At 39.9% G+C, this 14,557-nt stretch carries 13 protein-coding genes; 7 read left to right on the top strand and 6 right to left on the bottom strand.

The window, feature by feature from the left end:
• Nucleotides 1–176: 176 nt before the first annotated feature.
• On the top strand, nt 177–590 hold the full coding sequence (locus tag FTT72_RS08520; protein WP_180041001.1) for an internalin: 414 nt from the start codon (nt 177–179) through the stop codon (nt 588–590).
• Between the two features lie 112 nt (nt 591–702).
• Here the strand turns inward: FTT72_RS08520 and FTT72_RS08515 are convergent, their stop codons facing one another.
• Nucleotides 703–1,587, bottom strand: a complete 885-nt coding sequence (locus tag FTT72_RS08515; RefSeq protein ID WP_180178211.1) for a LysR family transcriptional regulator — start codon at nt 1,585–1,587, stop codon at nt 703–705.
• A gap of 108 nt (nt 1,588–1,695) precedes the next feature.
• Here FTT72_RS08515 and dkgB point away from each other — a divergent pair, with 108 nt between their 5' ends.
• Both dkgB and FTT72_RS08505 read left to right on the top strand, forming a co-directional pair.
• Entirely contained in the window at nt 1,696–2,502 is an 807-nt protein-coding gene (dkgB, locus tag FTT72_RS08510) for a 2,5-didehydrogluconate reductase DkgB (RefSeq protein WP_180178210.1), read from the top strand.
• Between the two features lies 1 nt (nt 2,503).
• A complete protein-coding gene (locus tag FTT72_RS08505; protein WP_180178209.1) occupies nt 2,504–3,679 on the top strand; it encodes an MFS transporter in 1,176 nt (391 codons plus the stop codon).
• Between the two features lie 37 nt (nt 3,680–3,716).
• Here the strand turns inward: FTT72_RS08505 and FTT72_RS08500 are convergent, their stop codons facing one another.
• The 3 genes from FTT72_RS08500 to FTT72_RS08490 form a co-directional block, all read right to left on the bottom strand.
• Nucleotides 3,717–4,808, bottom strand: coding sequence for a YheT family hydrolase (locus FTT72_RS08500; RefSeq protein ID WP_180178208.1), 1,092 nt, complete (start codon nt 4,806–4,808; stop codon nt 3,717–3,719).
• A 203-nt stretch (nt 4,809–5,011) separates the two neighbouring features.
• The gene (locus FTT72_RS08495; protein WP_078189187.1) at nt 5,012–5,416 is read right to left on the bottom strand and encodes a nuclear transport factor 2 family protein; all 405 of its coding nucleotides are present in this window, start codon (nt 5,414–5,416) and stop codon (nt 5,012–5,014) included.
• A 123-nt stretch (nt 5,417–5,539) separates the two neighbouring features.
• Nucleotides 5,540–7,564, bottom strand: a complete 2,025-nt coding sequence (locus FTT72_RS08490) for an NADPH-dependent 2,4-dienoyl-CoA reductase (RefSeq protein WP_180178207.1) — start codon at nt 7,562–7,564, stop codon at nt 5,540–5,542.
• A 181-nt stretch (nt 7,565–7,745) separates the two neighbouring features.
• Between FTT72_RS08490 and FTT72_RS08485 the strand changes: the two genes are divergently transcribed.
• Entirely contained in the window at nt 7,746–8,285 is a 540-nt protein-coding gene (locus FTT72_RS08485) for a PadR family transcriptional regulator (RefSeq protein ID WP_180005106.1), read from the top strand.
• Nucleotides 8,286–8,309: 24 nt separating this feature from the next.
• The gene (locus FTT72_RS08480; RefSeq protein ID WP_180007844.1) at nt 8,310–9,218 is read left to right on the top strand and encodes an alpha/beta fold hydrolase; all 909 of its coding nucleotides are present in this window, start codon (nt 8,310–8,312) and stop codon (nt 9,216–9,218) included.
• 134 nt (nt 9,219–9,352) lie between these two features.
• Here FTT72_RS08480 and FTT72_RS08475 read toward each other — a convergent pair whose 3' ends face one another.
• Nucleotides 9,353–10,264, bottom strand: coding sequence for a LysR family transcriptional regulator (locus FTT72_RS08475; protein ID WP_078188530.1), 912 nt, complete (start codon nt 10,262–10,264; stop codon nt 9,353–9,355).
• 279 nt (nt 10,265–10,543) lie between these two features.
• Here FTT72_RS08475 and FTT72_RS08470 point away from each other — a divergent pair, with 279 nt between their 5' ends.
• Nucleotides 10,544–11,458, top strand: a complete 915-nt coding sequence (locus FTT72_RS08470) for a LysR substrate-binding domain-containing protein (protein WP_180055915.1) — start codon at nt 10,544–10,546, stop codon at nt 11,456–11,458.
• Between the two features lie 319 nt (nt 11,459–11,777).
• On the opposite strand, the gene map is transcribed toward FTT72_RS08470, so the two are convergent.
• Nucleotides 11,778–12,572 (bottom strand): type I methionyl aminopeptidase, encoded by a 795-nt coding sequence (gene map / locus FTT72_RS08465; protein ID WP_168378636.1) that lies wholly within the window; start codon nt 12,570–12,572, stop codon nt 11,778–11,780.
• A 350-nt stretch (nt 12,573–12,922) separates the two neighbouring features.
• Here map and brnQ point away from each other — a divergent pair, with 350 nt between their 5' ends.
• Nucleotides 12,923–14,215 carry a branched-chain amino acid transport system II carrier protein gene (gene brnQ, locus FTT72_RS08460; protein ID WP_180178206.1) on the top strand — a complete coding sequence of 431 codons (1,293 nt, stop codon included), beginning with the start codon at nt 12,923–12,925 and terminating at the stop codon, nt 14,213–14,215.
• Nucleotides 14,216–14,557 lie beyond the last annotated feature (342 nt).

Raw genomic sequence — 14,557 nt, 5'->3', positions numbered from 1 at the left:
CTTTACTCTGTACCAAGAAAGCAAAGTCATTCCGCATCAATTCATAGAACAATTAACAATTGGCTATTGTAACAGCAATTATCATAAAAATTTAGAGTAAGTTCTTATCATTTCTATATTCTTATTTGCTGTTATAATGCAGTTATCCAATCCACACTTTTTTGTTTTGTGTAATTATGAATAAGAAACTTTTAATCTGCGGTGCAATCGCAACAGGTCTACTTCTTACAGCATGTGTAAAAAAAGAAGCACCAAAAGAAGAAGAACAGGAACAGGTTGAAGTTGCAGCATCTGAACCAACAGCATCTGTACCTACACAATTAGAACCAGTTGAAGAACAACCAGTTGTTGAAGAAACGACTCAACAGCAAGTTGAAGTGATTCGTGAAGAAACACCGAATACAACAACTGAAATTCGTCGTGAACCTACTCCTCCTGCAGAAGCTCCAGCTCCAAAAGCAGAAGCACCTAAAGCAGCAGAAAAACCTGCGCAAGCTGCTCAACCTAAACAAAACTCAGGTTCTGCACAGTCTGAAGATGACGCCGTAGCTGCTGCCATTGCTGCTGCAACACCAGCCTTAGAGAACTAAGATCGAAGTTTTATCAAACAAATGATCAAAAAAACCCGGCAAAAGTCGGGTTTTTTATTGTTTCTATGTAAATAAAAATCTGTACCCGACGATGCACTGTTTTTTCTCACAACTATTCTTGTAATTTTTCAGCTAAATATTCAATAAATAAACGAACATGTTTCGGTAAATGCTCTTGTTGATAATAGACAGCATGAATAAGCTGTTCATGTGGCTCAATTTGATCGTCTAAAAGTTGTACCAATCGCCCTTCTGCAATGTCTTTTTCTAACATAAAAATCGATAGACAAGCGATGCCCATCCCATGAATCGCAAGCTCCCGTAGTGTTTCACCATTTGATGCCTTGATGTTGGGTCGGATCGTCAGGGGCTTCCCTGCGACTTGGAACGGCCAAGTATTCATATGGGTAATTTGACTAAATCCAAGTAAAGCATGTGCTGTTAGCTCATCAGCATTTTGCGGTCGTCCATGCTGCTGAAGATATTCAGGACTCGCCACCAAACACAATCGACTCTTATAGATGAGTTTTGCATGCAAACTTGAATCGTTTAATTTTCCAAAGCGAATTGCGACATCCGCTTTATGCTCTAATAAGTCAATCACTTGATCATGATTCACCAATTCAATTTGTATATGCGGATAACGCGCATTAAATTCTGGAATCAAGGGAACGATCATATGCAGAATAAACGAAATCGCAGAATCGACTCGCACCAAACCCGATATATCTGCATCTAATTTCAGCAGGGAATCTTCCGCTTCGCTCAAATCATTCAATATCCGCCGTGTTTTAGCTAAAAATAATTGCCCCTCCTGCGTCAGCTTAATTTTGCGGGTTGTTCGTTCCAACAGGGTTACATTTAATTTAGATTCCAGACGCTGTAATGCGCGGCTTACACCAGATGCTGTTTGATCTAGTCTTTCTGCTGCTTTAATAATAGAGCCGCTATCTACAATAACAGTAAAAGCCTGCAGCTCCTCAATTGTCGATTTCATTGCTTATTCGATTCGTGATTTTTAATCAATAATATATTCCAAATTCATGCATTTTTCTTCATTAAAATTAGCAGCACAATAGCATCAATTCAAAAAAGAGAATTCCTGATGATTGTTCCCCAATTTGGTGTCGGTACCTTCCGTTTGGCAGGTGAAACTGTCATTCATTCAGTTAAAACAGCCTTAGAGGTAGGATATCGTGCTGTAGACACCGCACAAATTTACGCTAATGAAGCAGAAGTAGGCCAAGCACTCCATGAAAGTCAGGTCAATCTAGCTGATATTTTCTTAACCACGAAAATTTGGACTGAAAATTATGCTGCCGACAAACTAATACCCAGTCTAAAAGACAGTTTAATTAAATTGAGGACTGATGCAGTTAACCTCACACTTATTCATTGGCCAGCACCTGCTCTAGGAGTCGATATTCCTGAATTAATGGGACATTTACTTGAAGCAAAAAAACAAGGTTTGACTGAACATATTGGTGTATCTAATTTTAATATTGAGCTCACTCAACAAGCCATTGATCACATCGGGCTAGAAAATATTGCAACCAATCAAATTGAACTTAGTCCATATTTGCAAAATCAAAAATTGGTCAATTATCTGCAAACGAACAATATAGATGCCACATCCTATATGACCTTGGCTTATGGCAAAGTTTTGCAAGACCCAACCCTGTTAAATATTGCGGCCGAACACCAAGTCACTTCGGCCCAAATTGCACTCGCATGGGCACTGCAAAAAGGTTATGCCGTGATTCCATCATCAACCAAACGTGAACATTTAATCAGTAATTTAAAAGCTCAAGAGATTCATTTAACACCAGAACAGATGCAGGCCATTACCACACTAGACAGAAATGCGCGTGAAGTGAACCCACCTGAACTTGCTCCAGTGTGGGATATTTAATATGAAATTCAATTTTCCATTAATTGCATTAGCCGTAGGTGCTTTTGCAATTGGCACAACAGAATTTTCACCGATGGGTTTTTTGCCTGAAATCGCAGCAGATTTATCGGTTTCCATTCCTCAAGCGGGCTTACTGATTAGTGCCTATGCCGTTGGCGTCATGATTGGTGCCCCATTAATGACCTTATGGTTAGCACGTTTTCCAAAACGCACTGCCCTTATTTTACTAATGGCAATCTTTACCATCGGTAATATTTTGGCAACGATTGCACCCAATTATCTCGGTTTAATGACGGCACGCTTAGTCACCAGCTTAAATCATGGTGCATTTTTTGGCTTAGGTTCTATGGTTGCAGCGAGTGTTGTTCCGAAAGATAAACAAGCCAGTGCTGTTGCTATGATGTTTATGGGCTTGACCATTGCCAATATTGGCGGTGTGCCCCTCGCAACGTGGGTGGGTCAAAATATCGGTTGGCGTATGTCTTTTGCGGCCATCACCTTACTTGGCATCATCACCATGTTGGCATTATGGAAAGCACTGCCCCATCAGCAACAGACCGAAAAACCTGATGTACGAGCAGAGTTAAAAGTATTAACACGCATGCCTGTTGTTTTAGCACTGCTCACCACAGTAATGAGTGCTGGAGCTATGTTCGCGCTCTATACCTATATCGCACCGAGCTTAAAAGTCTTTACCCATGCAAGCCCTGAACTTATCACTTTCATGTTGGTCTTAATCGGGATCGGATTTTCAATTGGTAACCATTTCGGTGGTAAGTTTGCAGATCAATCCTTAGATAAAACCTTGATTGGCTTTTTAGTCTTACTCATGCTGATGATGCTGTTATTTCCAATTTTAGCAACATCCACCATTGGCGCGGCGATTGCATTAATCATCTGGGGAGCAGCAGCCTTTGCCGTTGTACCACCTTTACAAATGCGTGTTATGACAGTCGCTCACGATGCACCAGGCCTCGCTTCTTCAGTGAATATTGGTGCATTTAATCTTGGAAATGCTTTGGGTGCTGTTGCAGGTGCCGCAGTGCTAAATCTTAACCTCAGCTATGCCGCGGTGTCTTATGCAGGCGCTACACTGAGCGCTATAGCGTTGATTTTAGTATTGATTCAAATGAAGCTTAAACCTCAAACATCTGCATGTTGCGCACAAGCTGAGTAATTTCACAAAAAATAGCCTATTAAAAATAGGCTATTTTTTAATTCGCATATAACTTTAAAAAATCTGCCATCAATTTGGTTGCCCATGAATGGGTTTCCACTAGACCTTCATAATAACCACAGTGACTGCCTTTTTTGGTGGTCACCACCACCACATTCGGCAAAGAACGAATTAATTCTTTATAGGGCTCAAAGTTTTGAATGTGGCAAACAGGATCATCTTCGGCATTTAAAATCATCAAAGGAATTTTAAGATTTTCAAATACATAAATTGGGTTGGTGGATTTGGCATAACTTTCATAATCAGTAAAACCCGCCATTTGAAAATATGTACGTTCAAACTGCGCCAGATCTTTACTTTTTAGGACTTCAATTATAGATGGAGTCGTTGACCATGTTGCAGAATAGGGTTCTACAAATTTCTGAAAGAGCTTCTTGGTCATCATTTTACTGTAAAAAGGATGGACATTTTTAAAGCCAAGCTCGGTGTCATAGCCCGGACATAAAGCAAAAGCCGCTTTAAGTGGTGTTTCCTCACCTTGTTCGCCTAAATAGCGGACCAATAACCCCGTTCCTGCAGATGAACCGACGCCAAATAAATTCGATTCGGGAAATTTCTGCTGAATAAAGGCAATCTGTTCACGCAGGTCATCGGTTGAACCAAATAAATTTATTTTGGCAACAGGCATAGGTAAATTGGCATGACCGCGTCTTAAACATAGCGCAATGCGCCAACCTGTATATAGATGAAGATCCCGAACCACTTCTCGCATACTTTCAGGCGTTCCCGTAATCGTATGCATGAGCACCACAGTTGGCACATCCGCAGGTAAATCCAAACCCAACCATGCAATGGCTGTGATTCCACCATCAGCCATGGTTAGCTGCTCTATGGCATCATATTTAAGCTTCACTTGACGCTTTTTAATGACATCAAAATACAGTAAATGTGCATGGGTATTCGACAGCCAAGGCGTAGGACGATATTTTTCATGTAGTTGCTTTAACTTCGGCAGCACATGTTGCATTTGCCCTTCAGGATGATAATAAAGCTGTGGTATTTCCGCACCGATGGCATGATCTACAAAATTTAAAAGAGCCAGACGCCCTTTATGCATCACATTATTCATTGACCTTACCTTCACCTCGCTTCGCACTACAGCAAATCATTTCAATCTTTTCACTTTGACCAACAAGGCCCATTAAACAAACGTATCTACAAAACCATATCTCACTAGCAATATTTGTTTACTTAAACCTCATAAGCAAAAAGCATGACAATATCCATCATGCTTTTTATCATTCTGTGATGAGCATTTAAAAATCAGCAGATTCAAGGCTGATATTGCATAATGCGCTCACCCATTTTCGCCGCCAATGCTTCCAAGCCACTTTTCGGACGGAGCATGACTTCAAAATCAATCATCTGTCCTTGTTCATTAAACTGAATCATGTCGATCCCTTTTAATTTTTTCTCGCCAACATTGGCAGAAAACTCAAGCACCACATTTAAACCATCTTCTGAGTAAAACTCACGGTGATAGGTAAAATTTTCAAAAATTTGAATCACATTGGTCAAAATAAAAGTTACTACAGGCTTACCTGGATATGGGTTAAACGCGACAGGTGAACGAAACACCACATCCTCTGCCAAGAGTTCATTTAAAATATTCATATCCCGTGTGTCGAGCATTTCGTGCCAACGTGCAACAGATTTTTTTGTTATTTCAATAGTCATGTTTATGTCCTTTTTTTGTTGATGAATCATTTCCCTTTCCTCAAACTCCTCTCAAAATGGAGAGGAAGCACGACAACTGCATATTAAATTGAATGTAGTTGTCGTGGTTAAGTATGAGGCTGATTAAATCACCGCAGCCAAATCTGCACCTTGACGAATGGCACGTTTAGCATCTAACTCACCCGCTTCTTTCGCGCCACCAATCAGATGCACATTTTTTCCATCTGCTTGTAGCTGTTCATACATCGCGGTATAGGATTCCTGACCTGCACAAATCACCACATGATCAACATCTAAAATACGTGGTTGACCATCAACGGTAATATGCAAACCTTGATCATCAATTTTATCGTAGCTTGCACCCGCAATCATTTTCACATCGCGGTGTTTCAAACCTGTACGGTGAATCCAACCCGTGGTTTTACCTAAGCCAGCACCGACCGATTTAGCCTTACGCTGCAATAAATACACTTGACGCGGCGATTCTTCGACGTCTGGATGTTTCAAGCCACCGACTTGCGCATAAGTGGTATCAATTCCCCATTCATCATAAAATTTCTCAGGATTGAGGCTACCGCTTTCACCTTCATGCGTTAAATATTCAGCCGTATCGAAACCAATACCGCCTGCACCAATGATCGCTACACGTTTGCCAACTGGTTGACGCTCACGTAAAACTTGTAAATAACTCAATACTTTTGGATGATCAATACCATCTATATCTAACTGACGCGGTGTTACACCCGTCGCCACCACGATGTCATCAAACTCAGACTGAGCTAATTCTTCATAGGTTGCCGTATGGTTCAGTACCAATTTAATCTGAGGCAATAGTTCTATTTTGCGTTTGAAATAGCGCAGCGTTTCATAAAACTCTTCTTTACCAGGAATCGTTTTCGCAATATTAAACTGCCCACCAATTTGGCTTGAAGCTTCAAAAACCGTTACATTGTGACCACGTTCTGCTGCATAAGTTGCAAAGCTTAAACCCGCAGGTCCCGCACCAATCACAGCGATATTTTTCACCTGTGCAGATTCTTTAAATATCAGTTCAGTTTCATAGCAGGCTTGAGGGTTAACCAAACATGTTGCAATTTTCATCGAAAAAATATGATCTAGGCAGGCTTGGTTACAACCAATACAGGTATTAATTTCATCACTACGACCTTGTTCTGCTTTTTCCACAAAACGTGGGTCAGCCAGCATTGGACGTGCCATGGACACCATATCTGCATCACCCGAAGCAAGTACGTGCTCAGCCATTTCAGGGGTATTGATACGGTTTGAGGTGATTAAAGGAACATTCACAATACCTTTTAATTTCTTGGTCACCCATGTAAATGCAGCACGTGGTACTTTGGTTGCAATGGTCGGAATACGCGCTTCATGCCAACCAATACCGGTATTGATAATGGTTGCACCAGCTTTTTCAATGGCTTTTGCAAGTTGCACAACTTCTTCGAAAGTCGAACCGCCTTCAACCAAATCCAACATAGAAAGACGGTAAATAATAATAAAATTTTCACCGACTAATTCACGCGTACGACGCACGATCTCAATTGGAAAACGAATCCGGTTTTCATAACTGCCACCCCATTCATCATCACGGTGGTTGGTACGTGCAGCAATAAACTCATTAATTAAATAACCTTCTGACCCCATGACTTCTACACCGTCATAACCCGCTGTCTGTGCTAACTGAGCACATTTGGCAAAATCATTGATCGTGCGTTCGACGTCTGCTGTGCTTAAAGCTTGCGGTTTTACTGGGTTAATTGGTGCTTGAATAGATGAAGGTGCAACATTATTGGCTTGATACGAGTAGCGACCTGTATGCAAAATCTGCATCGCAATTTTACCGCCAGAATCATGTACCGCCTGCGTAATCACTTTATGTTTTTCTGCTTCTTCTAAAGAGTCTAATTTTGAACCACCAGCAAATGTCACACCATCATCATTGGGAGAAATACCACCAGTTACAATCAGACCTACACCACCTTTCGCACGCTCAGCGTAAAAAGCTGCCATGCGTTCATAGCCACCCGGTGCTTCTTCAAGGCCGATATGCATAGAACCCATCAATACACGGTTCTTTAGCGTTGTAAAACCTAAATCTAGTGGTGCCAATAAATTTGGATAATTTGACATTTTTTCTCCTTAGCGTGCTGAAAAGCTGGCTATTTTTATCTTCGCTTGTATACGAGCTTTCTATTTCCATCTACGCATACAAGATTTTTGCAACTTGTTGCACTAATTTATATGCGAGATTTGATTTTTATGCAACATGTTGCATAATAAAAAGTACAAAACTATTTTGACTGAGCCATATATGTCTTTAGCCCATGTTTTACTCACGAGCTTACTTGAAAAACCGAGTACAGGAATTGACCTTGCACGCCGTTTTGACCGCTCTATGGGCTTTTTTTGGAATGCGACACATCAGCAAATCTACCGTGAACTCAGTGGTATGCAGCAAAAAGGCTGGATCAGCACCATTGAAGATGACCACAGTACAACCCGTAAAAAAACCTACCAAGTTGAACAGCTTGGACGTGTTGAATTAGCCAATTGGATGGTTGAGCAAAGCCCTCCGGCTCAGTTACGTGAAGAGTTAATGGTTCGTTTACGTGCTGAAGCTCAACTGGGCACAAACGGCGTATTACCCGAATTAGAACGTCACCTAGAAATTCACAAAGAAAAACTAAAAGTGTACCAGTCTATTTTTGCAAAAGACTTTGCACATGCGCATGATGAAGACCGTACTTTGTACATTCATAAAATGATTTTACAGCTTGGGATTGATTTGGAAATCGGTTGGATCAAATGGCTTGAAACCATCATTCCACAGTTGCATAAATTTAATCGCTAAAACAAAAAATAAATAGGAAGCCGCATGCCACACTATACAATGCCAGATCAACAACAACTGTATGTTCGTGAATATGGTCAAGGAGAACCCATCCTGGTTTTATCTGGACTGGGCATGCAAAGTTGGCAATGGCACCCTTTTCTATATCAACACCGAAAGCATTTTAAATTTATCATTCCAGACTGGCGTGGATTTGGCGGCTCTAAACATTGTCAAATTCCAAATACGGACACCATTTCAAGCCATTGGCGAGATATTGACAGCTTAGTTTCCCAGCTTGGTTACGATAAAATCACGGTGATTGCCTACTCCATGGGGGCAACGACCACCATGCACGGTTTAAAATACGGTCAGTTTGCTGAAAAAATTAAACGCTATTTACACATCGATCAAACCCCTAAAATACGAGTAGATGCAGATTGGCAATATGGTTTATATGGCAAACGCCACAATGAGTTTTTAAGTATTTTAGAAGACATCTCGAAGGTACTTGCAACCAACCTCTCCGTGCCATTTGCACAGCAGATGAATAAACATGACCGTCAAGGTCTGGTCGACGCTTGGTTAAGATTCATAGACTTACAAAATAGCAATCCTTATGCTTTATCCGCTTTCCGTTTTGCATACCAACAACCAACTTTACAGAAGCTGATGTTACCCTCACAAAGTGTGACCTATTTATATTGGTATATTCAAAACTATTTGAACCATACTGAAGATTATCGTGAAGCCATTGCAGCACTCACCGCACCAACAACTTTTTTCACAGGTGCAAAATCGATCCTCTATCCTGCCCAAGGTCAAAAAATTATTGCTGACAGCCTAACCAATGCAGAGCAAATCATTTTTAAGAAATCGGGGCACACGCCATTGCTCAGTGAACCGGTCAAATTTAGCCGTGAAGTCACCAAGTTTTTAAAACAAGCGGTCTAATAACACTAAATAAAAAAAATAGGCTCAAAACTTTCAAGATTGAGCCTATTTTTGTATGAAGGAAAGTGTTACTTAACTGTTTGCTTCTAAATTGAATTTCGAAATTAACATCTAAATTAATTTTAAAACAAATGTTAGAAAACTCGACGATCGTATTCAATTGCTTCCAAATCATATACTTGGTAAACACAATCAAATAAAGGACGTGCCAATTCCCCTTCATCATCATTCCGCACAATCAAATAAATTTGGCTAATGGCGGCACTGTCCGATAATTTCACATAATTCACATGCCTAAACTGCATAATTTGGACAGATTCAGGAACAATACAAATGCCTTCGCCCGCAGCGACCATACCCAGTGATTGCTGCAAATCTGCTTGAGTATTGAAGCGTTTCGGCTCCATCCCATATTCTAAAAATAAAGACTTGATCAGCGTTGCATAACTTTGACCATCCGTTGCAGGATAAATAAAAATCTGCTCATCTTTGAGATTATTTAATGCAATCTGCTGCTGTGAAGATAAAGGATGGCTTGAATGCACCGCAACAATCAGAGGCTCTTCACGCAATAGCACACGTTTAACCGCCTGATCCGACACACGAACTCGACTAAAACATGCATCAACCCGACCTTCTTTTAATGCCTGAATCTGATCAACTGCACTCAGTTCAATTAAATTTACATTTAAGTGTGGATATTGCTGGCGGAACAAATAAACGATTCGAGGTAATAAACCACAGAGTAAGGAACCGCCATACCCAATATTAATGGTACGTTCAGTAGCACTGGCCCGCTGCGTAATGAGCTTAATTTCTTCTGCATTTGAAAGTAATTTCACGGCTTGCTGATAAAAGAAACGGCCAATGGTGGTGGTTCTCAAAGGACGGCTGCCACGCTCAAAAAGCTGTGCACCCAACTCTTCTTCTAAATTTTGAATTTGACGACTTAAAGGAGGTTGAGCAATAAATAGCTTTTCAGCAGCCTTCGTAAAACTCTGTTCTTCTACAACGGCGACAAAGTAACGTAAATGTCTTAATTCCATGACATTGTCCTTTAATGTCGAATTTCTTTCATAATGGTCTTTTATTTGAATATATCAGGACGACACTCAAATCACATCCTTCAAATTCGGTTATTTAAAAGATGTATACACCACATTTATTGTTTGGTCATGCTAATGTGAAACGATTACAAGGTTAACCCGACTTTAGTCTTGGCAATTTTACTCAACTTTCTCACATGAAAAACTACAAAACGTGATTGACTTCATGAAACAATTCAAGTTAATTAGCTAAATCGTTGCAAATATGGAATAAGAACAGTGCTGAGTGATCTAGATGATTTTTATTGTTTTGCCCAAGTGGTCGAACATGGTGGTTTTAGTGCAGCAGAACGTGCAACAGATATTCCAAAATCAAAACTGAGTCGTCGGGTCTATAACTTAGAAGAACGTTTAGGTGTCCGCCTGATTCAACGTAGTTCACGACATTTTGCTGTTACAGATATTGGTATGAATATCTACCGCCATGCACAAGTTATGATGAATGCCGCTCAAGCCGCACATGATTTGGTTGATCATCTCAGCACACAGCCGCGCGGCTTAATTAAAGTCAGCTTACCTGTTTCCATCGCGCAAAATGAAATGACCAAAATTTTGCCTGAATTTTTAAAGCAGTACCCAGAAATTAAAGTGCAAATGATGGTGACCAATCGCCGCGTAGATATCATAAATGAAGGCTTCGATCTCGCGCTACGTGTCCGTTCAAATCTAGACGATGACCCGAACTTAGTTATTCGTAAATTTGAAACGATTGAGCAGCACTTATTTGCCAGTCAGGCCTATCTGAATAAATTTGGTGAACTCAAACAGCCCGAAGACTTATCACAACATCAAATATTAAGTATGGCGGATGAGCATCTCGATCAACATATTATTGTGACCGATGCACAGCAGCATCAGAAAAAAATCAAAGTTAACCCAACGGTAATGGGTTCTGACCTATCGATGTTAGCTGCACTAGCCTGCCAAGATTGTGGCGTGGTGTTATTACCCGACAGTATTGTGTCCGATCATGTGAAATCAGGTGCTTTGGTTCATGTGTTACCTGAATGGAAAGCTGCACATGGTATATTCCATGCTGTTTATCCATCTCGTCGTGGCTTATTACCTGCTGTACGAGTATTCATTGATTACTTAGTTGAAAAACTCAGCCAACATGAACACGCTAAATTTTAGGCAAAAAAAAGCTTACCCATGTGATGGGTAAGCGAAAACTTAAAAACTAAGAAAATCAGAAACTACAGCAGAATCTGTAATCATATTATATAAATAAAATACATCTTTATTAAATCGTTAATAGCTCTAACTGATTTTCAGAGTTATAAGCAAAGCCTTATAAATTAAGCTATAGACAAAACCTCTTAGTCTTAAAACCTATAACGTTCATACACACCACAAATTATTAGACTAAAGTCAAAAATTATACACATGTATAATTTAATTTAACTTCAATCATTTAGATACAGCAGATTCAGGATTAAATTCGCGATTTAGCTTAGATTGCAGGATATGTACCTGTACCTTCTGGCCATGGAGATAGCAACTCAAAACCACTATCGGTTACAACCACCATATGCTCCCACTGTGCCGATAAAGAGCGGTCTGCAGTAATCACTGTCCAGCCGTCTTTTAATTCTTTAGTTCGCGCTTTACCGCTGTTGATCATCGGCTCAATGGTAAAGACCATGCCTTTTTTCAGAATGACACCTTGACCCGGTTGACCATAGTGTAAAACGCTTGGTTGCTCATGATAAACTTTACCAATCCCGTGACCACAGTATTCACGTACAATGCTGTAGCCTTCACGATGAGCAACTTGTTGAATGGCATAGCCTACATCCCCCAAAGTTGCTCCCGGTTTAACTGCATGAATCCCTGCAACCATGGCTTCGTAGGTAGTTTCCACTAACTTTTTAGCCGCAGGCGAAACCTCACCCACATAGTACATGCGACTGGTATCACCAAAATAACCATCTTTAATGATCGCGACATCAATATTGATAATGTCACCATCTTTCAATACGGTTTCTTTCGAAGGAATACCATGACAAACCACTTCATTCGGTGAAATACAGGTGGTTTTGGTATAGCCATAGTAGCCAACGTTGGCAGGAATCACTTTAAGTGTGTTGACGATAAAATCATTACAGATATCGTCTAGATATTCAGTGGTCACGCCCGGCTTGACATACTCCCCGATCATCTCTAAAACCTGAGCAGCTAAACGACCTGAAATGCGTAATTTTTCAATATCTTGCTCGGTTTTAATCGTGATTTTGGAAGCTTTCATCTGAATATCCTCAAATTTGAATACACCGAATTATAGACCTTTTAGATTTTTTTTGTTTTATTCAGCAAATATTTCTGCATTTATTCGGCTTATAGCATCCTATTTAGTGCTGAAAATTAGAACAATTGATTTATATCTGATAAATCTTAATAGCTAAACTTATTCCTATAAAAATTTTATATACAATAAATTTCTTTTATTTATCATAAATATAAATAAAACATTATTTTATCTGTCAATATATTCATGATTCGTATTATAAAAACTATCTATACGATTTATAAATTTTGCTCCAAAAACGAGCTTAATTGCACTAAAATTGCCTTTTTTCACAGTTCATCTCCCCCTTTATGACAAGTCTTCGTACACGGGATATTGTTGCCTTAGGTTTTATGACCTTCGCACTGTTTATTGGTGCAGGCAACATTATTTTCCCACCAATTGTCGCACAGCAAGCGGGTGAACATGTTTGGTTAGCTGCATTTGGTTTCTTAATCACCGCAGTTGGTCTACCTGTCATCACGATTATTGCTTTGTCGCGTGTTGAAGGTTCTATTCAAGTTTTAAGTTCACCTTTGGGTAAAGCAGCCAGCATTATCCTTACTGTCGCGTGTTACTTAGCTGTTGGACCTTTATTTGCAACACCTCGTACAGCTACCGTTTCTTATGAAATTGGTTTCTCTTCTTATTTTGGTAACGGCGCAAACAGTCTGCTAATTTATAGCGTGATTTATTTTGCATTAGTGACCATTGTTTCACTTTATCCAAACAAAATTTTGGATACTGTGGGTTATTTCCTTTCACCACTCAAGATCTTAGGTCTCATTGTACTGGGTATCTCTGCGTTCTTTATCCCTGCCGGTGTGATTCCACCTGCTATTGGTAATTACGTGGCTGCACCAGTTTCAGAAGGTGTGGTCAATGGTTATTTAACCATGGATACTTTAGGCGCTTTAGTTTTTGGTATCGTGATCGTAAAAGCCATTACTTCACGCGGTGTAACGGATAGTAAGCTCGTCACTAAGTATGCTGTCATTGCCAGTATTATTTCTGGTATTGGACTTACACTGGTTTATATCAGCTTGTTCAAACTCGGTATGGGCAGCCATGATATTGCTCCAAATGCAACAAATGGTGCAGTGATCCTGCATGCATATGTACAACATGCTTTTGGTGATATGGGCGCTTATTTCCTATCTGCAATGATCTTTGTTGCATGTATGGTGACCGCGATTGGCTTGACCTGCGCATGTGCTGAATATTTCTCAGAATTGACTAAAATTCCATACAAAGTTTTTGTGTTCATTTTAGTTGGTTTCTCACTGCTGATTTCAAACTTAGGTTTAACCAAACTCATTGCAGTTTCAGTGCCTGTTCTAAGTGCGATTTATCCACCTGCGATTGCCGTTATCCTACTGAGCTTCTGCTCTAAATGGTTTATTTCACCATCAGGAGTTATTGCGCCTGTTACCGCATGTGCGTTTATTTTCGGTATTTTTGATGGTTTAAAAGTGGCTGGTTTCGAAGATGCACTTCCAAGCTTTATTGCCAATCTACCGCTTGCTCAACAAAATTTAGCATGGCTGATCCCTTCTGTGATTGTGCTGATTATTGCTGCTGTAATTGATAAAGTTAAAAAATAACCTTTTTTGACTTGTCTAAAATCGGAGTTTTACCCGAATGACGATTTTACCTGCGACCAATAATTGTCGAGTTTTACCCAAACTGACTTTTATTTGTCCTACTACAGCGCAATAACCCTAAGTCATTGAACTTTTAAATAAATTTTTATTTTCACAATGAGAAACAAAGCCAGCCCTTTGGCTACAAAATATAATAATAGTTAAAATACAAATACTTTCTGCAAAATACACCGTACACAAAATCCATGATTAAGCCCGATTATGACTGTAAGCTAGGCGGTTTCGTGTCATAAAGCCGATATACCCGTGTTGGTATATATATTGCTTATTCATACATAGATA

Source organism: Acinetobacter sp. YH01005 (assembly GCF_013420465.1).
Lineage (GTDB): Bacteria > Pseudomonadota > Gammaproteobacteria > Pseudomonadales > Moraxellaceae > Acinetobacter > Acinetobacter amyesii.
Note: the sequence above shows the minus strand (reverse complement) of the source record. Positions and strands in the feature narration are given on the sequence as shown.